Consider the following 26,787-nt stretch of genomic DNA (forward strand, 5'->3'; position numbering starts at 1 on the left):
ATGGCAGTGGAAGTAATCAGAAGTACAGTTTTTCCGGTAAAAGAACAAAGAGGGGTTTGTACAGATCGGCTGAGGGGATACTTATCAATGCGGATGTGAATGGAGCAGCCAATATTCTTAGAAAAGCGGGATATGACACATCAAATGTAAAGCTATCCGGACTGCTGAATCCGAAAATCATCCGATTTGCAGATCTGAACAGTAAGTAACTGTGTAAAAACAGTAGAGGTCGAGTGAACCGGCCATTGTGGAAACAGTACATGGAATATGTATATGCCTGCATAAATCAAAATCCCTGCGGTAGTACAAAAGAGTACATCACAAGGATACCTTATCTGAACTATGTATCAGGTAGGGTAGTTCATAAAATCCGTATATGTATAGTAATTGATGTCCTGAGAAATTTGAATTTCCATTATTTATCTCCTTTTTGTTTATTATATCAAAAAAAATAAGCATCAAAGGATGCTTAAATTGTAAATCCAACTTTTTTATAGACTTTACGGATTTTTTTATTCGCAATGGCATTAGCTTTTTGAGCGCCTTGTGCTAATATTTCATCAATTTTACCACAGGAAATAATGTCATTGTATTTGGCTTGTAAATTGGTTAAGAAATCAGAAACTGTTTGAGCGATTTCTTTTTTTAATTCACCATAACCTTTTCCTTGATATCGAGATACAATGCTTTCAATGGATTCATTTGTTAATACCGATTGAATTGTTAGTAAGTTAGCAAGTCCAGGTTGATTTTCTGGATCGTATTGAATAATTCCAATAGAGTCCGTAACAGCCGACATAATTTTTTTATAAGCCACTTTTGGATCATCTAATAAATCAATGGTTCCTTTTGGATCGGTAACTGATTTCGACATTTTTTTAGTTGGATCTTGTAAAGAATTTATTTTTTGTCCGACTGTACTTGTCAAAGGCTTAGGAATTTTAAATGTAGGAGAATAACGATTGTTGAATCGTTCCGCTAAGTCTCTTGTTAATTCAACATGCTGTGTCTGATCTTTTCCAACAGGAACATAATCCGCATCATATAAAATAATGTCACCAGCCATTAATGGAGGATATGTAAACAATCCAGCTGTAATTCCACTTTCTCCTTTAGCGGTTTTATCTTTATATTGCGTCATTCGTTGTAATTCACCTACATAGGATGTACAAGTCATAACCCATCCTAATTTTGCATGTGCATCGACATCACTTTGTAAAAATAGAGTCGTTTTTTCGGGATCTAGTCCACAGGCTAAATAAAGAGCAATTAAATCTTTTGTGTTTTTTCGTAATTCTTTGGCTTCAATTGGAACAGTGATCGCATGTAAATTGGCTATAAAAATAAATAATTCATATTCTTCCTGGTATTTAATGAATTGAGAAATGGCTCCGATATAGTTTCCAAGATGCAATCGACCGGTTGGCTTGATTCCACTTACCATTCGTTCCATATTATCCCTCCTTATCTTTTGATTATATCATTATAATGTGTATTCGAAAAGAAAATAATATTGACATGAATAGAAAAGAATGATAGGATTAGCATGCAGAGAGGAAGAGTGCTAAAAAGATTGGAAAGGAGTGTTAGATGTGATTATTCTATATACATCTCCGGGATGTGCAAGTTGTCGAAAGGCTAAGCAGTGGTTAAAAGACAACAACATTGAGTTCGTTGAAAAAAATTTATTTACTTCCATTTTAAATAAAGATGAAATTAAATATATTCTTTCGCGTTGTCCAAATGGTACGGAAGACATTATTTCTGTTCGTTCAAAAGCTTTCATGGCATTGAAAAAAGATATTAATGATTTTTCAATCAATGAATTGGTTGAACTCATTCAGAAGAATCCTTCCATTTTAAAGCGTCCGATCATGATTTCAAAACAGAATCTTGTCGTTGGATATGATTCGGATGAAATCACTTCCATGATGCCTGTTGAACTAAGAAATATTATTTCTAATTCTTGTAGTGATGAATGTACGAGTTTTGAATTATGTGGAAAAGTTCGTAGTGAAGCACGTGCTTAATAGCCTGGAAACAGGCTATTATTTTTTTTATTAAAAAAAGAAAACGTTTACAATCACATTGATGATGTTCATTTTTAATGATATATTTAAAGAAGAAAAGATACAAGGAGGAAGTTATGTCTAAAAAATATGTATATCTCTTTAGTGAGGGAAATGCATCCATGCGCGAATTGTTAGGAGGAAAAGGAGCCAACTTGGCGGAAATGACAAATATTGGTTTGCCAGTTCCACAAGGTTTTACAATCACGACAGAAGCTTGTACACAATATTATGAAGATGGAAAAATCAATGATGATATTGTTGCACAAATTGAAGAAGGCATTGTGAAAATGGAAGAAATCACTGGAAAGAAATTTGGTGATTTAGAAAATCCTTTATTGGTTTCTGTTCGTTCAGGGGCTCGTGCCAGCATGCCTGGAATGATGGACACAATTCTTAACTTAGGATTAAATGAAGAAGTCGTTGAAGTTATTGCCAAGAAAACTGGAAATGAAAGATGGGCTAGAGACTGTTATCGTCGTTTCATTCAAATGTATTCTGATGTTGTAATGGAAGTTGGGAAAAAATATTTTGAAGTTTTAATTGATAAAATGAAAGAAGAACGCGGAGTTACTCAAGACATTGATTTAACAGCTGCGGATTTAAAAGACTTAGCGAATCAATTTAAAGCGGAATATAAAGCAAAAATTGGGGTTGATTTCCCAGATGATCCAAAAGAACAATTATATGGAGCTATCAAGGCTGTTTTCCGTTCTTGGGATAATCCACGTGCTAACGTATATCGTCGTGACAACGATATTCCTTTCTCTTGGGGAACAGCTGTTAACGTACAGGAAATGGCTTTTGGTAACTGGTCAGATGAATCAGGTACTGGTGTAGCCTTTACACGTGATCCAGCTACGGGTGAAAAGAAATTAATGGGTGAATTCTTAATTAATGCCCAGGGAGAAGATGTTGTAGCTGGTGTTCGTACACCTCAACCTATTTCTGCTTTAAAAGATGTAATGCCTGAAGTTTATGATCAATTTGAAAAGGTATGTAACATTCTGGAAAATCATTATCATGATATGCAGGATATGGAATTTACAATTCAAGATCGTAAATTATATATGTTACAAACTCGTAATGGAAAACGTACAGCCCAGGCTGCTTTAAAAGTGGCTTGTGATTTAGTCGATGAAGGTATGATTACGCCAAAAGATGCTGTTTTAATGATTGATCCTCGTAATTTAGATACTTTATTACATCCTACTTTTGATCAAAAAGCATTAAAAGAAGCACCTGTTTTATCGAAAGCTTTAGGAGCAAGTCCAGGAGCTGCTTGTGGTAAGATTGTATTTACTGCTGAAGATGCAAAAGCATGGGCAGCTCGTGGCGAAAAAGTTGTTTTAGTTCGTTTGGAAACTTCACCAGAAGATATTGAAGGAATGAAATCTGCACAAGGTATCTTAACAGTACGTGGTGGTATGACTTCTCATGCGGCTGTAGTGGCTCGTGGAATGGGGACTTGCTGTGTATCTGGATGTGGTGATATTTCAATGGATGAAGAAAATAAATGCTTTACTTTAAAAGGTAAACTCTATAAAGAAGGCGATCCAATTTCTATAGATGGATCCACTGGAAATATTTATGACGGTATTATTCCAACTGTAGATGCGACAATTGGTGGTGAATTTGGACGTATCATGGCATGGGCTGATGAATATCGTACAATGAAAGTTCGTACAAATGCTGATACACCTAAAGATGCAGCAAAAGCCATTGAATTAGGAGCACAGGGAATTGGTTTATGTCGTACAGAACATATGTTCTTTGAAGCCGATCGAATTGCTGCTTTCCGTGAAATGATTTGTGCGGATACTTTGGAAGAAAGAGAAGTGGCATTAAATAAAATTTTACCAATGCAGCAACATGACTTTGAAGAATTGTATAAAGCATGTAATGGATATCCAGTAACAATTCGTTTCTTGGATCCACCTCTACATGAATTTGTCCCAACAGAGGAAGAAGACATTGCTTTATTGGCACAATCCCAAGGAAAATCCGTTGAACAAATTAAAGCTATTATCGACAGCTTACATGAATTCAACCCAATGATGGGTCATCGTGGACTTCGTTTAGCCGTTACGTATCCAGAAATTGCCAAGATGCAAACACGTGCCGTTATTCGTGCTGCCATTGAAGTCAATAAAGAAAATCCAGATTTGAATGTGGTTCCTGAAATCATGATTCCATTAGCTGGGGATTCAAAAGAATTAAAATATGTAAAAGATATTGTAATCGCAACAGCAGATGAAGAAATTGAAAAAGCTGGTGTTGCATTAAAATATGAAGTCGGAACAATGATTGAAATTCCTCGTGCAGCTTTAACAGCTGATGAAATTGCTCAACAAGCGGATTTCTTCTGTTTCGGTACAAACGATTTAACACAAATGACATATGGATTCTCAAGAGACGACGCAGGTAAGTTCTTAACTTCTTATTATGATCGTAAAATCTTTGAACAAGATCCATTTGCGAAATTAGATCAAATTGGTGTTGGTAAATTGATGAAGATTGCGATTCAATTAGGAAAAGAAAGCAATCCAAATCTTCACTTAGGAATTTGTGGAGAACACGGTGGAGACCCTGCTTCTATTGAATTCTGTAATGAAATCGGATTGGATTATGTATCTTGTTCACCTTATCGTGTACCAATCGCAAGATTAGCTGCTGCACAAGCTTCCATCAAACAAAGTAAATAAAATATAAATCCGGGAATTTCTTCCCGGATTATTTTATGGTTGAAAATATATATGACCACCCTTGTATCAATCGACCAATACAAATACTAGATACAATCGTACCAATTCCAATTCCTATAATTTTTCCTTCAAAAATTATAGAAAGAATAATACTAATTAGTAGTAAACTTATATCAAATCCATTTTTCACATTACAAAATGGAACTCTATAAACTTCAGAAATTGTTTTGACAATACCATCTCCTGGATTTAATATTAGATTTGTAATCGTTGTACAATAAACGCCAAATGAAATACAAAGTAAAGCAAAGATTAATAAAAGAAATGGATAATTGAATTCGATAGATTGAAATAAAAATGAATAGAAATCGGTTAAGAATCCAAATACAATAGATAAAGGAATCTCTAAAAGAAATTCTTTTTTTATTTTCTTACAAAGTATGCTTTGAATCAAAATAAAGAATAAATACCAGATAATAGATGATAAACCAAACGAAATTGAAAAAATAATAGAGCATACATAAATGATACTTGATAAAGCTGCGACTCCAAGTTCTGTTTTTAAATTTAAAACAATTCCAATGGCTAAGATATTTAAACCAAATAAATATAGAATATACTTTTTCATACAATCATTATAAATTTTTATTAATAATTTTCTAATATGAATAAATTATTTTATAATAATATAAAGTTATAAAAGGAGTCTTTATGAATTTAAATCAATTGAATTGTTTTCTTAAAGTGGCTGAGAATTTAAGTTTTACCAAGGCAGCAGAACAACTGTATATTTCTCAAACCGCCGTAACCAATCATATAAAAAATCTAGAAAATGAAATTGGGTTTCTTTTATTTGAACGAAATAAAAAAAGGGTTGAATTAACAAAGGAAGGATTTCGATTTCTTTCTGAAGTATATAAATTAAAGAATAGTATGGATTCTATACTAAAGGTAGTTGATCAAATTCAAAAAGGGGAAACAAATAGTATTCGGTTAGGGTATATCAAAGGCATTGAAAATGATATTTTAATTCATCTATTAGGTGATTTTTATCAAAAAGAAGAAGTTGAGTTTCAATTATTACTGGGAAATCAATTGTCTTTAAAAAAATTGTTAGAAAGAAATGAAGTCGATGGTATTTTTTCGTATAATCCTGATTTTAGTGATGATTATCATTCTATTTTGCTTAAATCTTATCCTTTTTATTTAGCTGTTAGTGAAAAGGATTCTTTATCAAGTAAAGAATGTATTTCTTATCGGGAATGTATTAATAAAACAAATGTATCATTTGATAGTACTATCAATCAGGAAAATCCAGATTTGATTCAAACTTTATTACATGTAGCCATTCATTCTTGTAGTGCCATTGTGCCTTCATTTGCGATTCATTATACAGACTATACAAAATATATAAAATTTATTCCAATTGTGGATTGTCTGCAAACATTTGATATTTATTTTGTTTATAATGAATATCAAAAAAATTCTTTATTTATACATTTTTTGAAACAAATAGAACATTTTAAGGAGAAATCAAAATGAATTTTAAAAAATTATTTCATTTAGAAATTGTAATTTATATTGTTTTCTGGATCCTTGGATTCTATCGAAACATTATTATTCAGAATATTGAAGGCATTGGAATGGGATTTGTTGCCATTTTTACACCATTGATTATTCCTATATTATTTAAAATATTTCATTTTCAACCTTTTTATGAAATTTATTCTATAAATATAGCTTTTGTGTTTTTTGCGTCTTTAATTGGAAGTTGTTTTCAAGGCTATAAAGTCCCTTATTTTGATAAAGTCGTACACTTTTGTTCAGGATTATTTGCGACATGTCTTGCGATGATGTTGTTTTATAAAATAAAGGAAACAAATTATGTCAAAGATAAACAAGACTATAAAATCTTTTTATTATTTATCAATGCTATAAATTGCAGTATTGCCGTAATTTGGGAATTCTTTGAATTTGCGATGCTGGTTTTCTTTAACAACGATTGCATTAGAAATCATGCTACAGGTGTTTATGATTCCATGACAGATATGTTATGTGCTTTTATTGCCGGACTATGTTTAACATATTCTGTTATTCGGTATTATAAAAGAGGAAAATCAAATTTCTTTATACGAACTTGTAATACATTTTATGAATTGAATATTCGAAAATAAAATATAGCTAGATTAGTGGAACAAAAAAATTTGGATAGCCCAAAAAGATTAGGATGCTTTGGTTTTTTTTTATAAATACTTTGTCTGTCAAAATAATTTTGTGTATATTTTATATGAAAGAGAGAAGAAGTATGGGAAAAGAAATATTTGAAATCACATCCAAAGCTATGGAACAAGAACAAAATAAAAACTATAGAAGGAGTCAATATCTATGGGAAAGTGCATTGATTGAAATTGTAGAACAAAAAGAATCGGATTGGGCTGGTTTTTCATTGGTAGTTTTAACACATATTTATGAAATGATGACAAATCATTTTAACTTTAAAGCTGAAAATTCAGTGGATCACTTAAAACACAAACACAAATATAAACCAGCAGGTCATTGGGAAGATGTTATAAATTTAGATAATAAAATTAAATCATTACATAGTTCAACATTTTCAATGATATTAAGATTAATCGTAGCTATTGTTTTAATCTTATTATTTTTTGTCTTTGTATCGTATCCATTTAGTTCATTAGAAATCGATTTTATGGTAGGTGTTGGTTTAATTTTATGTTTTGGAGTTGCGATCGTTGTTGGTTTATCAACCAATATCATTGTTGGATTTATATCCATTTTCATTACATTTTTTATCTATGATTTTCTATGTCAATTTGTCAGCAATATACTACATTTAGCCGATTCCGATTTAGGTATGCTTTATATTTGCCGCTTTATTGTAGTCATTGTTTCTATCTTTCTTATTTATTCCATTTTCAAAAGTATATCTAATAATAAAGAAGCCAGTCGCTTACAAATTCAAATGTATAGAGAAGATATCAATCTAAAAGAACACACACAACAAATATATAAAGCGACTTGTCAAATATGCGATGAATTTACTAAAGAAGATTTAAGAGAAGTAGCAGCCATCCAAACGAAAAGAGCTTATATTGAATCCGATATATATGGATTTAATCTTGTGAATGAAAAATCAAATTTAGAAGATAGTTTATATTTATTATTTGAAGCCTTAGTGATGAAAGACTACTACAAAGATATGAGAGACTAAAATAAAGATTCTTTTTTCAGAAATGAGAAAAGAATTTTTATTGAATCGTAACGTATTTTAGGTATAAATTTAAGTTAGAATAAAATATTTGATTCTATTCATGTAGTCATATACGTAAAAATAATTACACTTGTTTTTTCAAAATTAAATCGATAAAATGAATATAGAAAGCGCTTACATTTAAGCAAGAGGTATTTTATGGAACTTCAAAAAATCATTTATCAAGTTCAAGATGGAATCGCAACCATTACCATGAACTACATGAAAAATCTAAACGCAATTGATGAACAAATGGCCGATGAATTAATGTATGTCGTTAATGAAGCGGAAAACGATCCAAATGTAAAAGTTGTTGTAATCAAAGGAGGAAGTAAAGCCTTTTCAGCAGGTGGTGATATTGGATATTTTTATCAATTAATTCAAAACGGTGGCGATGTAAACATGGATGACTTAATCGCTAAAGTTGGAATTGTAGCCGATGGATTAAAGAAAATGAGTAAAATTGTCATTACATCCGTTTGTGGAGCTGCTGCTGGGGCAGGTGTATCCCTTGCCTTGGGTGGAGATTTCTTAATTTGTGCTGATAATGCCAAATTTATCTTAGCCTTTGTGAATTTAGGCTTGGTTCCAGATACAGGTGCCACTTATTTATTATCAAAAAGTATTGGAGCCACTCGTACAATGGAATTAGCTGCTACAGGAAGACCTGTCAGTGCACAGGAAGGAAAAGACTTAGGCTTTGTTTATAAAGTATGTGAAGTGGATCAATTGGATGAAGTGACAATGAAATTCGCTCAAAAAATTGCTCGTGGACCACTTATTTCTTATAAAAATATCAAAAAACAAATTTATAATAGCGTTTATGCAGACTACAAAGACTGGTTAGATCAAACAGAAATTCCTACACAAAGAGAATGCGCAGCTTCTATGGATTTCCAGGAAGGTGTAAAAGCTTTTATGGAAAAGAGAAAACCAACTTTTGAAGGAAAATAGAAAGGTATTACAATGAAAAATAAAGTATCAACTCTACAACAATGTCTCGATGTGATTCATGATGGACAAACCATTTTATTTGGTGACTGGCATGGAGAAATCTCAGCCGAAGAAATTATTACAGGAATGATTGAAAAAGGAGTCAAAGATATTGATGCTGTTGCGGTAAGTGGTGGAATGCCCGATCAAGGTGTGGGTCGATTAATTGTAGAACATCGTGTTCGTTCTTTAAAAACAACACATATTGGATTGAATCCTGTTTGTAAAGATCAAATGGTTGCCAACGAACTGGAAATTGAATTTATCCCACAAGGAACCTTTGCCGAAAGAATTCGATGCGGAGGCTATGGTTTAGGTGGTTGTTTGACACCTACTGGATTAGGAACCGATGTCGCCATTGGAAAAGAAATTATTACAGTAGATGGAAAAGACTATTTATTAGAAAAACCAATTCGAGGTGATGTAGCAATCATTAAAGCATGGAAAGCAGATACAGCTGGAAATATTCAATTCCGTATGGTAGGACGTGCTACCAATTCTTACATTGCTTATGCAGCTGATACAGTGATCTGTGAAGTTGAAGAACTTGTTGAAGTGGGTCAACTATCTCCAGATGAAATCGATGTACCAGCTCCAGTTATTGACTTTATTTATGTTCGTCAAGGAGAAAAGAAACCAATTTGTCCAATGTGGATTAAAGCCAAGGCAAAAGCCGAAGCCAAAGCAAAACAAGGAGGTAAATAAGATGGCATTAACAGGACGCGCTCTCATCGCATCTCGATGCGCAAAATTTTTTAAAGATGGAGACTTAGTCAATCTGGGAATTGGTCTACCAACGATGTGTGTCAACTATTTACCTGAAGGCGTTGAATTATGGCTGGAAGCTGAAATTGGTATTGTTGGATGTGGCCCTACACCAAAATGGGATGACGTTGATCCCGATTGTTTTGATGCTGGGGGACAACCTACAACCATTATTAAAGGAGGAAGCGTTGTAGATCATGCTGATTCCTTTGGATTGATTCGTGGAGGACACGTAGATGCAGCTGTTTTAGGAACACTTCAAGTGGATCAGGAAGGAAACATAGCAAACTGGATTATTCCAGGAAAACTGGTTCCAGGAATGGGTGGTGCCATGGATTTATGTGCTGGGGTAAAACGAATTGTTGTCGCAACCGATCACTGTGAAAAAAGCGGTAAATCTAAAATTCTAAAAAAATGTACACTTCCTTTAACAGGTGCAAAATGTGTAACGGATATTGTAACAGAAAGAGCATACTTTGAAGTGACAAAAGAAGGCTTAATTCTAAGAGAAATTGCACCAGGTTATAGTGTAGAAGATATTCAGGCTTGTACAGAAGCTGACTTTATTGTCAGTGAAGATTTAAAAGTTATGGAATAAGAGAAAATCAATCGATTTTCTCTTTTTAAGTATTATAATAAATTTATGAAATTTACTGTTAAACCATTAGATGAAACCAATATAGACCAAATCTATTCTTTATGTCTATCCAATCCTTTTTATTATGAATGTCAACATCAAACATGTACTAAAGAAATGATTATAGAAGATTTAAATGCACTGCCACCAGGTAAAGCATTAAAGGATAAATATTTTTTGGGTTATTTTAAAGAAAATCAATTAATTGCTGTAATGGATAGTATTGAAGGCTATCCAACAAAAGAAGATATGTACATTGGATTTTTTATGGTGGATTCCAAGTATCAGAAAAAGGGAATAGGACAAACCATTATTTAAGAATTCATTGATTTTTGTCAAGATTACAATTCTATTCAACTTGCCTGGTTAATAGATAATAAACACGCTGCTTCTTTTTGGAAAAAGCTTGGATTTCAAGAAATACAAAGAACTTATAGTTTAAATTATAAAGAAGTGATCAGCGCTAAATTGAATCTAAAAACAATGAAGTAAAATGCAAACGTCTAAAGTTAAGACGATTTTATAGATATATCTAAAATAGTTCTAGAACCGATTAAAATATTTATAAGCATGTGATATGTGTATGATTACATTCTACGGATTGTTTTTACATGTATTGAAAAGGTAGTCAAATAAGAATATAATATGAATACCAATAAGACGAGGAGATATGGTTATATGAAAAGTGCAATTTCAATTAGGCCATCCAAAGACCTTCGGACAAATTATGCTCAAATATCTGCTTTATCAAGAAAGAATCCTGTGGCAATTACAGTAAATGGAAAAGAGGATACTGTCGTGATTTGTCATTCTGATTTTATTGAACTGCAGAATTATATCATGGAGCTAGAATCAAAACTTGCTGTTTATACGCATTTGGCTCAAGCAGCTGATGATCTGAAACTTGGAAGGGTTCAAAACATGGATCAAGCATTAGATGACATACTGTCAGAATTAGATGGACTTGAATTATGAATTACATTGTGAGACTTACAGATACTGCAAAACAGGATTTAAGCGAGATTTTATTTTGGATTGCCAATCAGTCTAAAGATAAGGAAATCGCAAAGCATTTTGTAGAAGAGTTAATGAAAACGTGTAAAAAACTGGGTACTTTTCCTAATATGGTAGCATTCCCTAAAGACAGAATTATCCGCAGTGCTGGATATCGATTTATCATCCACAAGGATTATTTAATTTTTTATCTAGTTGATGAAGAGGAAAAACAAGTAAATATTATGGCAATATTCAATGTCAAAAAGGATTATATGCGCGTTATGAAAAAATATATCTGAGTCAAAAGATTAATACAAAAGCATCTTGGAAAAATCCAGGATGCTTTCGTATTTCATAGGATAAAACTATATTATTTTTAAATATATTCAATAGGCAGAGCCACTAAGTTTTCACGTAAATGAGTTTTTTTATCAATTAAACAAAGTATTGTACCCATTCCTCTTTTTTTATCTGGAATTTTATCCAGGATACTGTTTGCAGATGCCATGTTCGCTTTTGGATTTCCTGTCATTTTTATTTCAACAGGATATAGAATTCCATCTTCTTCAATAATCAAATCAATTTCATTTTCATTGGAAACATTACGATCCTTTTCACGATAATAAAAAATATTAAAACGATATTCTCTTCCTTCATTCGAATATGACTTCAATATTTCAGATACAACAAAAGTCTCAAACATATTTCCGGCAACAGCTGAATTTTTCAATGCATCTGCTGTTAACCATCGAGTTAAATAACAAGCCAATCCTGTATCTCTAAAATAAATCTTAGACGCTTTGGTTGCTCTTTTTAGAGAACTTGCACTATAAGGCTGCAATAAATAAACAATTCCTGTTCTTTCTAAAATAGAAATCCATTTTTTTACAGTTGGTTCACTAACACCAATTTCATTCGCAATATTTGTATAATTTAGTATTTCTCTAGTTCTGGCAGCCACCGCAATTAAAAATTTTGTAAAGGTTATACTAACAGCTGAAATAAGCTCATGAATCTTTTTCTAAATACGTTGCGACATAGGAAGAATAAAAATCTTGCCAGTCTCTATCAATATCATATAGTTCTGGATAACAACCTTTATGAATCAAATTCCAAATTGAACTATATGAAATCAATTCACTTTCACGTTCTTTTATATATGACTGAGATGGAACAAAATGACGATTAAAAGAAATATGATGGATTTCTCTCAGAGATAATCCGTTTAGTTCAAAAATTGAAACAAGACCAGCTAATGATTCACTTATTCCTTTCATAAGCTCTAATTTTTGAGAGCCAGATAAAATAAATTGACCCCGCTGGTTTGATTCATCTACTTTTATTTTAATTTCTTCAAGAACTGAAATTTCTTTTTGAACTTCATCAATAAAAAGAGGACACGGATTATTTATGAAAAATAGTTTTGGCTCTTCTTTTGCCAGTAATCGTGTCAGACAATCATCAAAATTCGCATAGTTATAGTTTGAACACTCATATTTTATCAAGGTGGTTTTTCCAACTATTGAAGATCCTGTAATGAGTGTGCATTTACTTGCTTGAATTCTAGTATTAAGGATTTTAGATATAGCTCTTTGAATATATGCTATATAGAATACCTCCTATTGTTATAATCCTATTATGATTTGAGTATATAAAAAATAAAGGATTTCTCCTTCATTGAAATTGAAAATAAATAATTTTTGCTTCTTGTGAATGCGCAAAACTAGCTTGAATAAAAGGTAAGTCATTTTCATTTAGCCATTGATTATAGAATGTAGAAACATCATTGACAACTTGATTAAAGTCTTCTAAATCTTCAAATTGAATGACACATTCACTATGATGATTGAAATACGAATCCGATAAAATTGTATTCAAAGATTGTTGAAGATCATCTTCTTTATAAATAAAATGATTTAAATATGTGAAATAATTATATTTTGTACCCCTTGTTTCTGGAACATTAAATAAAGAAGACTGCAAAGAATAACTGGAACGAATCAAATCATCCGTTACATTAAAATAAGCATATAACTTATAGGCTTCATCTTCTTTTCGATTGGTATCCGAAGTACAATCTACACTATAGTATTCATCTTCTAAATGCACAATATTCCAGGCATGTCCATTTTGTTGAGTCTTGGCATAGCCTCCAACTGTGATGCAGGAAATACCACATTCATTTAAAATCCATTGCATTGTACGACTAATTCCTAAACAAGCTGCCTGATTTTCTATGAATACACCATAAATACTGGAATAATGTGTTGTTTGTTCGTTATAGTTACAATGATTCACAATATAATCATACACAAACAATTCTTTATGAAAATCATCTAAATCATTTACTTGATACACAATATTATCGATTTCATTTTGAATTTGAATCAGACTATTTTGATATAAATTTTCATCCATGATATAAGTGATATCCATGCTGACTAATTCTTTCGTACTTTGAATCCAATTATAAACCACATTGCTGGAACCATTGGTTGTAAACTGATAAATTTCTGGACAATCATATTGAATCAATTCCAGTAATTCCAAAGGACGATTCTGGTCTTCAAATTCCAATCCAATTTCAATATTTTCTTTAAAATTCATCAATCCATTATAGGCCAATAAAACAAAAGCCAAGTCTTCATCTTTCAATTGACTTAAAAAATACCGATTTTCAAAATCCGGTATGGAATATTCTTGTAGTACTTGTTCAATGACTTCATTTTGTTTATGAAAAGAAAAAAGAGATTGAAAATTAGAAAGAAGGGAACAACCCGATAATGAAAGCACGAAAAAAAAGAGTATTAGTTTTTGAAATAATTTTTTCATATATCTATTCTATAAAAGAATTAAGGAATTATCAAATGATAATTCCTTAATCCATATTTGTATATTCCATTAAATACGAATCCACTTCACGAGCACATTCCTTGCCTTCATGAATGGCCCATACGACTAACGATTGACCACGACGAACATCTCCTGCCGCAAAGATATTCGATTCACTGGTCTGATATCGATTCGCTTGTGTAGAAATCGTATTTCGTGGTGTCATATCAAGATGGAAATCTTCATTAATATAGCTTTCCATCCCCGTAAAACCGGCTGCAATCAATAATAAATCACATTGAAGTGTTTGTTCACTGCCTTCAACAGGCACCATTTTTCGATTTTCAAATTTAATTTTTGTGGTTTTAACTTGTGTAATCTTTCCTTTTTCACTAATTAATTCGCTTAAAGTTGTTTCATAAATACGAGGATCTTCTTTAAATAAAGCAATGGCTTCTTGTTGACCATAATCTGTTTTGCAGACATTTGGCCATTCTGGCCAAGGATTGTTTTCTGTTCTTTGATCCGGTGCCTTTGGCATCATTTCAATTTGAACAACACTTTTCGCACCTTGTCGTAAAGCCGTACCAACACAGTCATTTCCTGTATCTCCACCACCAACAATAACTACATTTTTATTTTTGGCACTAATCATAGGACTATGATCCAATAAATTTTTTGTAGACTTTGTTAAGTAATCCACCGCAAAATATACACCATCTATATCTCGATTAATGACATTGATATCACGTGCCTGTTTAGATCCACAGCACAATACAATGGCATCAAATTCTTTTAGAAGATCTTCTTTTTTGATATCTTTACCTACATTGGTATTCAAACAAAATTGAATGCCTTCTTCTTTTAATAATTCAATTCTTCGATCAATAAATTGTTTTTCCAGCTTCATGTTTGGAATTCCATACATTAATAAACCACCAGGACGATTTTCTCTTTCAAAAACCGTAACATTGTGTCCTCTTTTATTTAATGTATAGGCACAAGCTAAACCAGAAGGTCCACTGCCAATAATAGCTACTTTTTTATCAGAACGAATTTTAGGTGGATTGGCTTTCATCCATCCATTTTGATAAGCCGTTTCAATAATAAAGTATTCATTATCATGAATGGTAACAGGATCGTCATAAATACCATTGATGCACGCTTTTTCACAAAGAGCAGGGCATACACGCGATGTAAATTCTGGAAATGGATTGGTCTTTAATAAACGAGAAAGCGCATGTTGATAATTTCCATTGTAGATTTCATCATTCCATTCTGGAATTAAATTATGTAAAGGACAACCTGTTACTTTTCCTTTTAATTCGATGGCACTTTGACAAAAGGGAACACCACAGTTCATACAACGCGCAGCTTGTTTTGCGCGTTGTTGTGCATCTAAATAAACATGAAATTCGTTATAATTTTTTAATCGATCTAAAGGAGCTATACAATTGTTTTCTTCTCGATCGTATTCTAAAAATCCAGTTGGTTTACCCATATATATCCCTCCTATTGAAAAGCCTGTTCAAAAGCCATCAATTCAGCTTCATCTGAATGGAAGCCTTTATCTTCTAATGCTTTAATTGAATCTTTGATTTTTCGATAATCATTTGGAATGATTTTCTTGAAATTCATTAATTCATCACTAAAATGATCTAATATTTCTTGTGCAATGGTTGAATTTGTAGCTTGTACATGTTCTTTTAATAAACCATATAAAACTTCCTGATCCACTTTTCCTTCTACCATTTCGATGCTGACTAATTCTTTATTGATTCTTTTATATAAATCATGGTCACGGTCTAATACATAGGCAATACCACCGCTCATACCAGCTGCAAAGTTTTTACCAGTTTTTCCTAAAATGACGGCAATACCACCTGTCATATATTCCAATCCATGGTCTCCACATCCTTCTACAACAGCTGTAGCTCCTGAATTACGTACACAAAAACGTTCACCCGCAATTCCTCGAATAAAGGCTTTACCGCTTGTGGCTCCATATAAAGCTACGTTACCAATGATGACATTTTCTTCGGCTTTGAAAACAGATTTTTCATCAGGTGCAATGATTAATTTACCACCCGATAAACCTTTTCCAAAATAATCATTGGCATCGCCTTTTACATCTAATGTCAAACCAGAAGGAATGAAAGAACCAAATGATTGACCGGCTCCTCCATGACAATGCACAATAAATGTATCTTCTTTTACATGGTTTCCACATTGTTTTGTGATTTCAGAACCCAAAATCGTTCCAACTGTACGATCGGTTGAAGAAATTTCAATGCTTTCTTCATGTTTTCTTTGTTTCTTAAAATAAGGTGTAAATTTTGGTAATAAAGTCGAAACGTCAATTGTCTTTTCCAATTTGAAATCATATTCATCTTCTGAAATATGATGAATATTGTTTCCATCATTTAAAACACTAGATAAATCCATTTCTTTTTCACGACTTGTTTGCTGATCACGAATTGTTAAACAATCACTTCGACCAACCATTTCATCAATGGAATGGAAACCTAAATCTGCCATAATTTCTCGAAGTTCCTGTGCAATGAACAACATAAAATTCATAACATATTCTGGCTTTCCTTTGAATCGTTTTCGAAGTTCACTATTTTGTGTAGCTACACCAAATGGACATGTATCTAAGTTACATACACGCATCATAGCACATCCCATTGTGATTAATGGAGCAGTCGCAAAACCAAATTCTTCCGCACCTAACATACAAGCTATGGCAACATCTCTTCCACTCATTAATTTTCCATCGGTTTCAATAATGACATGGGAACGAAGACCATTTTCAATTAAAGTTTTATGTGCTTCAGCTAATCCCAATTCCCAAGGAAGACCTGCATGATGAATGGAACTTTGAGGAGCAGCTCCTGTACCTCCATCGTATCCTGAAATTAAGACAACAGTGGCACCCGCTTTGGCAACACCGGCTGCAATGGTACCAACACCTGCTTCGGATACCAGCTTAACCGAAATACGTGCATCTCGATTGGCATTTTTTAAGTCATAAATTAATTGTGCCAAATCCTCAATAGAATAAATATCATGATGAGGAGGTGGGGAAATCAAAGATACCCCTGGTGTTGAATAACGAGTTTTGGCAATCCAAGGATAAACTTTACGACCCGGTAAATGACCACCTTCACCAGGTTTAGCACCTTGAGCCATTTTAATTTGAATTTCTTTGGCACTGACTAAGTATTCACTTGTGACACCAAATCGACCAGAAGCCACTTGTTTAATGGCACTATTTTTTTCTGTTCCTAAACGCTCTCTTTTTTCGCCACCTTCACCTGAATTGGATTTACCACCTAATCGATTCATCGCAATGGCCATACAAGTATGCGCTTCTTCTGAAATTGATCCATAAGACATAGCTCCTGTTTTAAATCGTTTCACAATATCATAAACGGATTCTACTTCTTCAATTGGAATTGATGGATTCACTTTTTTAAATGCCAATTGAGAACGAATGGTATGAGGACGTTCTACATCATTGACCATGCTTGTATATTCTTTAAATAATGCATAATCATTATTTTGAGTTGCACGCTGTAAAGTGACAATGGTTTTTGGATTGTATAAATGATCTTCTTTTCCATTTCCACTTCTTAATTTATGGAATCCTGTACTATCTAAAGATGTATCCACACCCAATCCCAGTGGATCAAATGCACGATCGTGATGGAAAATGATATCTTCTTCAATTTCTTTTAAACCAATTCCACCAATTCGTGAAACTGTATTGGTAAAATAAGCATCGATGACTTCCTGACTAATTCCAATGGCTTCAAATATTTGCGCATCTTGATACGATTGTAAAGTTGAAATCCCCATTTTTGCAGCAATCTTAACAATTCCATGTAAAATGGCTTCATTATAGTCTTTAATCGCAATAGAAGGCTCTTTATCTAACATATCCATTTGAATCATTTCTTCAATGGTTTCATGTGCTAAATATGGATATACGGCATTGGCTCCAAAACCTAATAAGGTTGCGAATTGATGTACATCTCTAGGCTCTCCACTTTCAACAATTAAAGTTACGGCTGTTTTCTTTTTGGTTTTAATTAAATGCTGGCTGATGGCACTGACAGCTAATAAACTAGGAATCGCAACATGGCTTTCATCAATGCCTTTGTCACTTAAAATCAAAATATTGGCTCCTTGCCGATAAGCACGATCCACGCTGACAAATAAATTATGAATCGCATCTTTTAAAGGCATTCCACGATAGAATAATAAAGAAATAGTCTGGTTATTAAATCCTTTTTTATTTAAAGAACGAATTTTTTGCATATCACGTTCTGTTAAAATTGGATTATTGACTTCTAATACCGTACAATTCTGTGACTTTTCTTCTAATAAATTACCATCAGATCCTAAATAAACCGTTGTATCTGTAATGATTTGTTCACGCAAAGAATCAATCGGTGGATTGGTCACCTGTGCAAATAATTGTTTAAAATAATGAAAAAGGGAAGGATGATGTTTTGATAAAACAGCTAATGGAATATCCACTCCCATAGCAGCTGTTGGTTCTACTCCGTTTTTTGCCGTTGGTAAAATTGTATTTTTACATTCTTCATATGTATATCCAAAGACTTTATATAACTTATCTCTTTGATCCTGGGTATGCATACTTGGTTTTTTATCCGGTGCAGGTAAATCTTTTAAATGAATTAAATTTGTATCTAACCATTCTCCATATGGATTTTTAGACGCATAATATTCCTTTAATTCATCATCATCAATCATTCTCTTTTGTTTAGTATCCACTAGTAACATTTTTCCAGGACGCAAACGATCTTTTTTAATGATTTTTTCTGGTTCGATATCTAATACACCAACTTCACTTGATAAAATCAACATATTGTCATCGGTAATATAATAACGACTCGGACGAAGTCCATTACGATCCAATATAGCACCTACTACATCTCCATCCGAGAAAATGATAGCCGCTGGACCATCCCATGGTTCTAACATCGTTGAATAATAATGATAAAAATCTTTTTTTGTCTGGCTCATTTCTGTATGTTTCCAAGGCTCTGGAATGGTAATCATAACAGCCTGAGCTAAATCCATACCATTCATGACCATAAATTCTAAAGCATTATCTAACATGGCACTATCGGAACCATTAACATTGATTACAGGAAGAATTTTTGTATATTCTTCAGATAAAAACTTAGAATCCATGCTTTCTTCTCGAGCCAACATACGATTGGCATTTCCACGGATTGTATTAATTTCTCCATTATGTGCAATAAAACGATTTGGATGTGCTCTTTGCCAGGAAGGCGTTGTATTGGTAGAGAATCTGGAATGAACAATCGCAATCGCGGATTGATAATTTTTATCTTGTAAATCCTGATAGAATTCACGTAATTGATTGACTAAAAACATTCCTTTATAAACAATGGTTTTGCTGGAAAGAGAAGCCACATATGTGTCCGGACAACTTTTTTCAAATTCTCTTCGAATCACATACAATTGACGCTCGAAATCTTCTTGAGACAATGAATTATCTTTATCGATAAAGCCTTGCATAATATATGGCATACAATCTTTTGCTCCTTTTCCAAGTATATCTGGATGACAAGGAACAATACGCCAACCCAAAAATTTTGCACCTTCTTTTTGAACAATGGTTTCAAATAATTTTTTAGCTTGATTTCGTTTTAAAGATTGCTGGGGAAAGAAAAACATTCCCACTCCATATTCTCTTGAACCACGAATTTTGATATTTTCACTTTGACAAACTTTTGAAAAAAATGAATGCGAAATTTGTAATAAAATACCGACACCATCACCAACTTGTCCACTGGCATCTTTACCAGCTCTATGTTCGAGTTTTTCAACAATATGAAGTGCCTGATCAACTACACGATAACTTTGTGTTCCATCAATTTGAACTACGGTTCCAATTCCACAGGCATCATGTTCCATTTTGTATAGATCGTTCATCTTTCTAACCTTCTTTCTATTTTCCACTATCTCCATAGTTTGTTAAATAACGAGCCGATGGATCGTTTACGTTACATCCGTCCCATTCTTTATTTGGCATCCAGAAATCCACAATCATTTGACTTTGACCTGGATAAAATTCTTCAAAGATTTCTCGATATAATAAAGATTCTTTGGTAAATGGTCTGGCATGTTGATATTTCTTGCATTTTTCTTCAAATTCAGAATCCGAATAAAAATTTTGTGCATATTCTTTAATATCATCGACTAAAGAATGACCTACTGCATCAGAGAAAGCTGCTTTTTCTCGCATTAAGATACTTTCTGGTAAAATGTGATCCGATGCAAAGGCATGTCGTAATAAATATTTTCCTTTTTGATAGACATTCATTTTCTTTTCTGGATTGATTGACATGACATATTCTACAAAGTCTAAATCTCCAAAAGGTACACGAGCTTCTAATGAATGAGTGGAAATACAGCGATCGGCACGGAGTACATCATACATATGTAATTCACGAATTCGTTTTTCACTTTCTTTTTGGAAAGATGGAGCATCTGGTGCAAAATCTGTATATTTATATCCAAATAATTCATCACTGATTTCACCAGTTAATAATACACGTATATTGGTTTGTTCATGTATGGCTTTACATAATAGATACATTCCAATAGAAGCACGAATGGTCGTAATATCATAAGTAGCTAATGCATAGATAACAGGACGAATGGCTTGAATTACATCTTCTTTATTGATAATGATTTCATGATGATTGGAGCCAATATAATCTGCGACTTCTTTGGCGTATTTTAAGTCAATGGCATCAATATCCATTCCAATCGCAAAAGTTTCAATAGGTTTTGGTAATAAATTTTGAGCTATCGCACAAACTAAAGAGGAATCCAATCCACCACTTAATAAGAAACCTACAGGCGCATCGGCATCCAGTCGTTTATCAACACCTTTGATTAAATAGTCATGAATATTTTGACAAATAGTTTCTACATCATCGTCAATGATTTCTTTGGTTTGTGTCATATCTCTATAACAAATAAATTGTTTGTCTTTATAGTAATGACCAACAGGGAAGGGATAAATTGAATCCACCATTTTTACTAACATCTTTGGCTCACTGGCAAAAATGATGTCTCCATTTTGGTCGTATCCATAATATAAAGGACGAATTCCAATAGGATCTCGAGCTGCAATTAATTGATTTGACTGGGCATCATATAATACAAGAGCAAACTCGGCATCTAATTCTTTAAACATTTCACATCCTTTTTCTTCAAATAAAGGCAATAAAATTTCGCAATCACTTTCGCTTGAAAATTCAATCCCTTTTTGAATCAATCGATTCTTTATTTTACGAAACCCATAGATTTCACCATTACAGACTAGAGCACTTCCTTTTCTGGTAAATGGTTGCATACCTTCTGGGGTTAAACCCATAATGGATAATCTTTGAAATCCTAGAGTAACATCATCAAACTGAAGAATTTTTTGATCATCGGGTCCTCTGGAAGTTGTGGTTTGCAGTCCACTTTCGATTTGTTGATATGATAACTGTTTTCCTTTATATCCTAAAATTGTACACATAATGATTCCTTTCCAAAAAATGAAAGCCGGCATTTGCCGGCTTATATAATTACATTACACCAAATAAGAGCTTTCCATATGTAGGGAATGGCCATTCTGTTTCATCAACAATCACTTCCAATTCATCACATGGTTTTCTTAAATCGCTCATTAATCCTAAGATTACATCTCGAACAAAACAAGCTTTTTGTTCATAATTATCTTGTGCATCCATTTCTTTCATAGCACTTTCTAATCTAGATACATTTTGATATGCTTTTGCTGTTAAAGAAGAAACTTGAGATAAAATGTTTTCTTCATAACTTGTATCAATGCAATCGCTAACGGATTTTTTTGCTAAAATGGTATCGGCGAGTGTTTTTGAATATCTTGAGACGGCAGGCAAGATTTCTTTTTTCGCCATATCCAACATTGTTAAGGCTTCAATGTTGATAATTTTTACATATTCTTCAATCAATACTTCATATCGAGACGTGATTTCTTCTTTTGAATACACACCATGTTTTTCAAATAAGGCAATGTTTTCGTCTTTCACAAAATATGGAAGAGCATCTGGTGTTGTTTTTAAATTCAATAAACCACGTTTTTCGGCTTGTTCAATCCAAGAATCATCGTATCCATTTCCATTGAAAATAATACGTTTATGAGACTTGATTGTATCTTTAATTAAAGCATTTAATGCACTTTCAAAATCAGGAGCTGATTCTAAAGCATCCGCAAATTTTTCTAGTTCATCGGCAACGGCTGTATTTAAGACAATGTTACATCCAGCAATTGAACTAGATGAACCAGGCATACGGAATTCGAATTTATTTCCAGTGAAGGCAAATGGACTGGTACGATTTCGATCCGTTGAATCTTTTCTGAATTTAGGAAGAACATCGGCTCCAATTCGCATATATTCTTTTGTTTTACCTGAGTAATCTGTTTCATTTTCAATGGCTTCTAAAACTTCTGTTAATTCATCACCCAAGAAAATTGAAATAATAGCAGGAGGAGCTTCGTTAGCACCTAATCGATGGTCATTACCAGCTGTGGCAACACTTAATCGTAATAAATCTTGATGTTCATCTACGGCTTTGATAACGGCACATAAGAACAATAAGAATTGAGCATTTTCATAAGGTGTTTCTCCAGGTTCTAATAAATTGATTCCTGTATTTGTACTCAATGACCAGTTATTGTGTTTACCAGAACCATTGACACCATCAAAAGGTTTTTCATGTAATAAACAAACCAATCCATGGCGTTTGGCAATTCGTTGCATCAATTCCATTGTTAACTGGTTATGATCAGTGGCAATATTCGTTGTTGAGAAAACAGGAGCTAATTCATGTTGAGCAGGAGCCACTTCGTTGTGTTCTGTTTTAGCACTGATTCCTAATTTCCATAATTCAATATTTAATTCATCCATGAATTTTTGAACACGTGATTTAATGGTTCCAAAGTAATGGTCTTCCATTTCTTGTCCTTTTGGAGAATTGGCTCCAAACAATGTACGACCTGTATAAATTAAATCTTTACGTTGTTCATAATATTTTTGATCCACTAAGAAATATTCTTGTTCAGGTCCAACTGTAGTTTTTACTGAAACTACTTGATCATTTCCAAATAATTTTAAAATTCGTAAAGCCTGTTTATTAATGGCTTCCATGGATCGTAATAAAGGTGTCTTTTTATCTAATGCATGACCTGTATAGGAGCAGAAAGCAGTTGGAATACATAATACTTTATTTTTTATAAATGCATATGATGTTGGATCCCATGCAGTATATCCTCTTGCTTCGAAAGTTGCTCGTAAACCACCATTTGGGAAAGAAGAAGCATCCGGTTCACCCTTGATCAATTCTTTTCCAGAGAAAGTCATAATGACATGTCCATCATCTGTTGGATGAATAAAACTGTCATGTTTTTCAGCGGTTACACCAGTCATTGGTTGAAACCAGTGTGTATAATGTGTGGCTCCTTGTTCAATTGCCCATTCTTTCATCGCATGGCTCACAGCGTTGGCAATTTTGATGTTTAAGGGTTTACCCTCATCAATGGTTTTCATTAATTCCTTAAATGTGTCTTTTGGAAGTCGTTTTTTCATTTCGGCTTGATTAAAAACTTTTGATCCAAAAATTTCAGGTACTGATACTGTCATATTGTTCTCCTTTTCGATAAAAAAAGAGGCAAAGGTGCACAAAAAAATTTGTACATGGCACCTTTGCCTCTATTTATGTTCTCTATTTTAGGGAGTGAAAAGAGATTTGTCAAATAGAAAATGAAATTTTTTTTCAAGGTATTGAAACAAATGTAAAAAAATAGTATAAAAGAGACAAAAACGGAGGATACTATGAATACACAACAAGTTTTAGATTACGTAGAACAAGAAGACGTTCAATTTATTCGTTTATCATTTTGCGATGTTTTTGGCAAACAAAAAAATATTTCCATTTTACCTGAACAACTGCCCAGAGCTTTTAAAGAAGGAATTTCTATAGATGGAAGTGCCATCGATGGATTTATGGACGAAAGCAATTCGGATTTATTTTTATATCCAGATCCAAATACGCTTTGTGTTTTACCTTGGCGTTCTATTGAAGGAGCAGTTGTTCGTATGGAATGTCAGATCAAATATCCAAATGGAAAAGAATTTGAAAGAGATTGTCGCTATATTTTAAAAAAGGCAATTTATGAAGCCAAAGAAAAGGGAATTACATTTGATTTTGGAACTGAATTTGAATTTTATTTATTTAAACTCGATGAAAATGAAAATAATACTTTCATTCCATTGGATCAAGGAGGCTATATGGATGTCAGTCCCGATGACAAAGGGGAAGACGTTCGAAGAGATATTTGTTTTACATTGACTGATATGAACATTCATCCTGAAGCGAGTCACCACGAAGAAGGGCCTGGACAAAATGAAATTGATTTTAAATATAGTTCGGCTTTAAGTGCAGCGGACAATGCACAGACTTTTAAATGGGTCGTAAAAACCATTGCTCGAAGTAATGGCTTATATGCGGATTTTTCACCTAAACCTTTAAAACAAGAAGCTGGCAATGGTTTACATATCAATATTTCAATTGAAAGCGAAAATTCAAATGATTTAAATTATGTTTTAGGTGGTTTATTGGCGCATTTAGAAGAAATGACTTTATTTTTAAATCCAGTAGAAGCCAGTTATGAAAGAATTGGAAAACGAAAAGCCCCTAAATATATTAGCTGGTCTCGTTATAATCGTACACAAGCTATTCGTATTCCTGCTGTTCATGAAGGGAAAACTCGATTGGAATTAAGAAGTCCAGATCCTTGTTGTAATCCATATTTAGCTTTTGCGCTTGTGATTTATGCTGGTTTAGATGGAATTGAAAGAAAATTAGAAGCTCCAGAAGAAATCATTGCCAATGTGTATCATGCAAGCCATGATGTTCTTTCTTCTTTAAAACCGATTCCAAGTTCGATTCGAAAGGCAAGCAATGTAGCTATGGAAAGTGAATTTATTCAAAAATATATTCCGAAAAAAATAATTGAATCGTATTTAAAATAGGTGATGAATATGATCAATAAAAGAAAAGTATTGATTATATCCAGTGGTGAAAAACTATTGCCTGTTTTAAAAGAAATGATGCCTATGTCGGAATATAGTTGTTTTATTTCAAAAACAGTACACGATGCGAAAATCAAATTAAGAAGTGAAAGCTTTGATTTTGTGATTATTCAAACGCCTGTGAAAGATGAATTTGGTATAAAGTCCAGTCAGGAAATTTCACATATTTATGATGTCAGTGTGATATTACTTGTCAAAAACGATATTTTTGATACTGTTGTATATCGTTTGAAAGAGGAATCCATTTTTGTGGTGTCTTTACCTACATCAAAACAAGTTTTATATCAGACGCTTTGTTTAATGAATACATTTGTATCTCAAAAAGAAAAGGCACAAATGGAAATTAAGAAGTTAAGAAAGAAATTAAAAGATCAGCAAATTATTTCTCAGGCAAAGCTTGTTTTAATTGAACAGTATCATTGGTCAGAAGAAAAAGCGCATCATTACATCGAAAAAGTTGCCATGGATGCATCGATTACAAAAATTGAAGTTGCGACTCGTTTATTAGAAAAAGTTAAGTGAAGGAAAGCATAAGAAATTATGCTTTTTTTTGATATAATCTGTATATGAAAAAGAAAATATTTTGTTGTATTTTGTTGTTTTTGTCTTTATTTGGATTTTATATGCGTCCTTCGATTCCTGTTTTAGGCTATCACAATATAGTATTAGAAAAAGATGAAGATATATATTCATTAACTCTAAATCAATTTCAAGAACAAATGAAGTATTTATACGATCATCATTATAAAACCTTAACAATGGATGAATTATATGCTTGCTTAACCGGAAAAAAAGATATTCCATTTAAAAGTGTTGTTTTAACTTTTGATGATGGATATGCTTCCTTTATTGATTTAGTCAAACCCATTTTAAAACAATATCATTTTCATGGAACATGTTTTGTGATTGGAAAACATGTCATAGATGATAAAGAAATCTATGTCAAAGAACAGCAGATGATCAATGATGAAACAGTTTCTTTTTATTCGCATTCCTATGATTTACATCAAAGACAAAATGGAAAAGCCTTGGTTAAGGTTTTGTCTTTAGATGAAATTGAAATGGATTTTGATTCAGGCGTTGTGGATTCTACTTATTTTGCGTATCCATATGGTATAACACGAAATATGGATACTCTTTTATCAAAAAAACAAGTGAAAATGGCTTTTTCATATAATCAATTTCACAATGCTTCTTCATTGGATTCCATTTATGCGATTCCTCGTTTTGCGATGGTTGATTTTTTGGGTATGTGGTATTTTAGATGGGTAGTCTTATAAAAAAGGGGCTGTAACGAGTAAATAACCCTAAAATAAAAAAATTGCGCTAA

At 32.8% G+C, this 26,787-nt stretch carries 23 protein-coding genes and 1 pseudogene; 15 read left to right on the forward strand and 9 right to left on the reverse strand.

Annotated features, from left to right (window positions below):
- Positions 1–209: pseudogene (locus ACI32A_RS09220) on the forward strand (hypothetical protein); the annotation flags it as partial.
- Between the two features lie 260 nt (positions 210–469).
- On the opposite strand, the gene trpS reads toward ACI32A_RS09220, so the two are convergent.
- Positions 470–1,453 carry a tryptophan--tRNA ligase gene (gene trpS / locus ACI32A_RS09225; protein ID WP_439754766.1) on the reverse strand — a complete coding sequence of 328 codons (984 nt, stop codon included), beginning with the start codon at positions 1,451–1,453 and terminating at the stop codon, positions 470–472.
- A gap of 139 nt (positions 1,454–1,592) precedes the next feature.
- On the opposite strand from trpS, the gene ACI32A_RS09230 reads away from it, so the two are divergent.
- On the forward strand, positions 1,593–2,030 hold the full coding sequence (locus ACI32A_RS09230) for a Spx/MgsR family RNA polymerase-binding regulatory protein (RefSeq protein ID WP_439754767.1): 438 nt from the start codon (positions 1,593–1,595) through the stop codon (positions 2,028–2,030).
- 116 nt (positions 2,031–2,146) lie between these two features.
- On the forward strand, positions 2,147–4,774 hold the full coding sequence (gene ppdK, locus ACI32A_RS09235; RefSeq protein WP_439754768.1) for a pyruvate, phosphate dikinase: 2,628 nt from the start codon (positions 2,147–2,149) through the stop codon (positions 4,772–4,774).
- 28 nt (positions 4,775–4,802) lie between these two features.
- On the opposite strand, the gene ACI32A_RS09240 is transcribed toward ppdK, so the two are convergent.
- Positions 4,803–5,402 (reverse strand): DUF6198 family protein, encoded by a 600-nt coding sequence (locus ACI32A_RS09240; RefSeq protein ID WP_439754769.1) that lies wholly within the window; start codon positions 5,400–5,402, stop codon positions 4,803–4,805.
- Positions 5,403–5,485: 83 nt separating this feature from the next.
- Between ACI32A_RS09240 and ACI32A_RS09245 the strand changes: the two genes are divergently transcribed.
- From ACI32A_RS09245 to ACI32A_RS09285, 9 genes are all read left to right on the forward strand, one after another.
- Positions 5,486–6,316 carry a LysR family transcriptional regulator gene (locus tag ACI32A_RS09245; RefSeq protein ID WP_439754770.1) on the forward strand — a complete coding sequence of 277 codons (831 nt, stop codon included), beginning with the start codon at positions 5,486–5,488 and terminating at the stop codon, positions 6,314–6,316.
- Positions 6,313–6,948: a DUF2238 domain-containing protein gene (locus ACI32A_RS09250; RefSeq protein WP_439754771.1), complete on the forward strand. Its 636-nt coding sequence runs from the start codon at positions 6,313–6,315 to the stop codon at positions 6,946–6,948. The genes ACI32A_RS09245 and ACI32A_RS09250 overlap by 4 nt, the downstream gene beginning before the upstream one ends.
- Positions 6,949–7,079: 131 nt before the next feature.
- Positions 7,080–8,003, forward strand: a complete 924-nt coding sequence (locus ACI32A_RS09255) for a hypothetical protein (RefSeq protein WP_439754772.1) — start codon at positions 7,080–7,082, stop codon at positions 8,001–8,003.
- A gap of 198 nt (positions 8,004–8,201) precedes the next feature.
- Entirely contained in the window at positions 8,202–8,996 is a 795-nt protein-coding gene (locus ACI32A_RS09260; RefSeq protein WP_439754773.1) for an enoyl-CoA hydratase/isomerase family protein, read from the forward strand.
- Positions 8,997–9,008: 12 nt separating this feature from the next.
- Entirely contained in the window at positions 9,009–9,740 is a 732-nt protein-coding gene (locus ACI32A_RS09265) for a CoA transferase subunit A (RefSeq protein ID WP_439754774.1), read from the forward strand.
- A 1-nt stretch (position 9,741) separates the two neighbouring features.
- Positions 9,742–10,398: a CoA transferase subunit B gene (locus ACI32A_RS09270; protein WP_439754775.1), complete on the forward strand. Its 657-nt coding sequence runs from the start codon at positions 9,742–9,744 to the stop codon at positions 10,396–10,398.
- A 45-nt stretch (positions 10,399–10,443) separates the two neighbouring features.
- Positions 10,444–10,755 (forward strand): GNAT family N-acetyltransferase, encoded by a 312-nt coding sequence (locus tag ACI32A_RS09275; protein ID WP_439754776.1) that lies wholly within the window; start codon positions 10,444–10,446, stop codon positions 10,753–10,755.
- A 360-nt stretch (positions 10,756–11,115) separates the two neighbouring features.
- A complete protein-coding gene (locus ACI32A_RS09280; RefSeq protein ID WP_439754777.1) occupies positions 11,116–11,412 on the forward strand; it encodes a hypothetical protein in 297 nt (98 codons plus the stop codon).
- The gene (locus tag ACI32A_RS09285; protein WP_439754778.1) at positions 11,409–11,732 is read left to right on the forward strand and encodes a type II toxin-antitoxin system RelE/ParE family toxin; all 324 of its coding nucleotides are present in this window, start codon (positions 11,409–11,411) and stop codon (positions 11,730–11,732) included. The genes ACI32A_RS09280 and ACI32A_RS09285 overlap by 4 nt, the downstream gene beginning before the upstream one ends.
- Before the next feature lie 77 nt (positions 11,733–11,809).
- Here the strand turns inward: ACI32A_RS09285 and ACI32A_RS09290 are convergent, their stop codons facing one another.
- The 7 genes from ACI32A_RS09290 to ACI32A_RS09320 all read right to left on the reverse strand — a co-directional run bounded on the left by ACI32A_RS09290 (position 11,810) and on the right by ACI32A_RS09320 (position 24,005).
- A complete protein-coding gene (locus tag ACI32A_RS09290; protein WP_439754787.1) occupies positions 11,810–12,448 on the reverse strand; it encodes an ATP-binding protein in 639 nt (212 codons plus the stop codon).
- Positions 12,441–13,040 carry an AAA family ATPase gene (locus tag ACI32A_RS09295; protein ID WP_439754788.1) on the reverse strand — a complete coding sequence of 200 codons (600 nt, stop codon included), beginning with the start codon at positions 13,038–13,040 and terminating at the stop codon, positions 12,441–12,443. The genes ACI32A_RS09290 and ACI32A_RS09295 overlap by 8 nt, the downstream gene beginning before the upstream one ends.
- A gap of 67 nt (positions 13,041–13,107) precedes the next feature.
- Entirely contained in the window at positions 13,108–14,265 is a 1,158-nt protein-coding gene (locus ACI32A_RS09300; protein ID WP_439754779.1) for a transglutaminase domain-containing protein, read from the reverse strand.
- A 46-nt stretch (positions 14,266–14,311) separates the two neighbouring features.
- Positions 14,312–15,766 carry a glutamate synthase subunit beta gene (locus tag ACI32A_RS09305; protein WP_439754780.1) on the reverse strand — a complete coding sequence of 485 codons (1,455 nt, stop codon included), beginning with the start codon at positions 15,764–15,766 and terminating at the stop codon, positions 14,312–14,314.
- A gap of 11 nt (positions 15,767–15,777) precedes the next feature.
- The gene (gene gltB, locus ACI32A_RS09310) at positions 15,778–20,259 is read right to left on the reverse strand and encodes a glutamate synthase large subunit (RefSeq protein ID WP_439754781.1); all 4,482 of its coding nucleotides are present in this window, start codon (positions 20,257–20,259) and stop codon (positions 15,778–15,780) included.
- 16 nt (positions 20,260–20,275) lie between these two features.
- Positions 20,276–21,859, reverse strand: a complete 1,584-nt coding sequence (gene asnB / locus ACI32A_RS09315) for an asparagine synthase B (RefSeq protein WP_439754782.1) — start codon at positions 21,857–21,859, stop codon at positions 20,276–20,278.
- 49 nt (positions 21,860–21,908) lie between these two features.
- Entirely contained in the window at positions 21,909–24,005 is a 2,097-nt protein-coding gene (locus ACI32A_RS09320) for a glutamine synthetase III family protein (RefSeq protein ID WP_439754783.1), read from the reverse strand.
- 192 nt (positions 24,006–24,197) lie between these two features.
- Here ACI32A_RS09320 and ACI32A_RS09325 point away from each other — a divergent pair, with 192 nt between their 5' ends.
- The 3 genes from ACI32A_RS09325 to ACI32A_RS09335 are packed head-to-tail and all read left to right on the forward strand — an operon-like array spanning position 24,198 to position 26,737.
- Positions 24,198–25,397, forward strand: a complete 1,200-nt coding sequence (locus ACI32A_RS09325) for a glutamine synthetase family protein (RefSeq protein WP_439754784.1) — start codon at positions 24,198–24,200, stop codon at positions 25,395–25,397.
- A 9-nt stretch (positions 25,398–25,406) separates the two neighbouring features.
- Positions 25,407–25,979: an ANTAR domain-containing response regulator gene (locus ACI32A_RS09330; protein WP_439754785.1), complete on the forward strand. Its 573-nt coding sequence runs from the start codon at positions 25,407–25,409 to the stop codon at positions 25,977–25,979.
- A gap of 44 nt (positions 25,980–26,023) precedes the next feature.
- Positions 26,024–26,737 carry a polysaccharide deacetylase family protein gene (locus tag ACI32A_RS09335; RefSeq protein WP_439754786.1) on the forward strand — a complete coding sequence of 238 codons (714 nt, stop codon included), beginning with the start codon at positions 26,024–26,026 and terminating at the stop codon, positions 26,735–26,737.
- The last annotated feature ends 50 nt before the right edge of the window (positions 26,738–26,787 follow it).

The organism is Floccifex sp., assembly GCF_051873555.1.
GTDB lineage: Bacteria > Bacillota_I > Bacilli_A > Erysipelotrichales > Erysipelotrichaceae > Floccifex.

Excerpts from the sequence above, each read along its gene's own strand:
- ACI32A_RS09250 (WP_439754771.1), top strand. The coding sequence starts at position 6,313 with ATGAATTTTAAAAAATTATTTCATTTAGAAATTGTAATTTATATTGTT.
- ACI32A_RS09330 (WP_439754785.1), top strand. The coding sequence starts at position 25,407 with ATGATCAATAAAAGAAAAGTATTGATTATATCCAGTGGTGAAAAACTA.
- ACI32A_RS09275 (WP_439754776.1), top strand. The coding sequence starts at position 10,444 with ATGAAATTTACTGTTAAACCATTAGATGAAACCAATATAGACCAAATC.
- ACI32A_RS09285 (WP_439754778.1), top strand. The coding sequence starts at position 11,409 with ATGAATTACATTGTGAGACTTACAGATACTGCAAAACAGGATTTAAGC.
- ACI32A_RS09260 (WP_439754773.1), top strand. The coding sequence starts at position 8,202 with ATGGAACTTCAAAAAATCATTTATCAAGTTCAAGATGGAATCGCAACC.
- gltB (WP_439754781.1), bottom strand. The coding sequence starts at position 20,259 with ATGAACGATCTATACAAAATGGAACATGATGCCTGTGGAATTGGAACC.
- ACI32A_RS09255 (WP_439754772.1), top strand. The coding sequence starts at position 7,080 with ATGGGAAAAGAAATATTTGAAATCACATCCAAAGCTATGGAACAAGAA.
- ACI32A_RS09245 (WP_439754770.1), top strand. The coding sequence starts at position 5,486 with ATGAATTTAAATCAATTGAATTGTTTTCTTAAAGTGGCTGAGAATTTA.
- ACI32A_RS09280 (WP_439754777.1), top strand. The coding sequence starts at position 11,116 with ATGAAAAGTGCAATTTCAATTAGGCCATCCAAAGACCTTCGGACAAAT.
- ACI32A_RS09335 (WP_439754786.1), top strand. The coding sequence starts at position 26,024 with ATGAAAAAGAAAATATTTTGTTGTATTTTGTTGTTTTTGTCTTTATTT.
- ACI32A_RS09265 (WP_439754774.1), top strand. The coding sequence starts at position 9,009 with ATGAAAAATAAAGTATCAACTCTACAACAATGTCTCGATGTGATTCAT.
- ppdK (WP_439754768.1), top strand. The coding sequence starts at position 2,147 with ATGTCTAAAAAATATGTATATCTCTTTAGTGAGGGAAATGCATCCATG.
- asnB (WP_439754782.1), bottom strand. The coding sequence starts at position 21,859 with ATGTGTACAATTTTAGGATATAAAGGAAAACAGTTATCATATCAACAA.
- ACI32A_RS09240 (WP_439754769.1), bottom strand. The coding sequence starts at position 5,402 with ATGAAAAAGTATATTCTATATTTATTTGGTTTAAATATCTTAGCCATT.
- ACI32A_RS09305 (WP_439754780.1), bottom strand. The coding sequence starts at position 15,766 with ATGGGTAAACCAACTGGATTTTTAGAATACGATCGAGAAGAAAACAAT.
- ACI32A_RS09320 (WP_439754783.1), bottom strand. The coding sequence starts at position 24,005 with ATGACAGTATCAGTACCTGAAATTTTTGGATCAAAAGTTTTTAATCAA.
- ACI32A_RS09300 (WP_439754779.1), bottom strand. The coding sequence starts at position 14,265 with ATGAAAAAATTATTTCAAAAACTAATACTCTTTTTTTTCGTGCTTTCA.
- ACI32A_RS09270 (WP_439754775.1), top strand. The coding sequence starts at position 9,742 with ATGGCATTAACAGGACGCGCTCTCATCGCATCTCGATGCGCAAAATTT.
- ACI32A_RS09325 (WP_439754784.1), top strand. The coding sequence starts at position 24,198 with ATGAATACACAACAAGTTTTAGATTACGTAGAACAAGAAGACGTTCAA.
- trpS (WP_439754766.1), bottom strand. The coding sequence starts at position 1,453 with ATGGAACGAATGGTAAGTGGAATCAAGCCAACCGGTCGATTGCATCTT.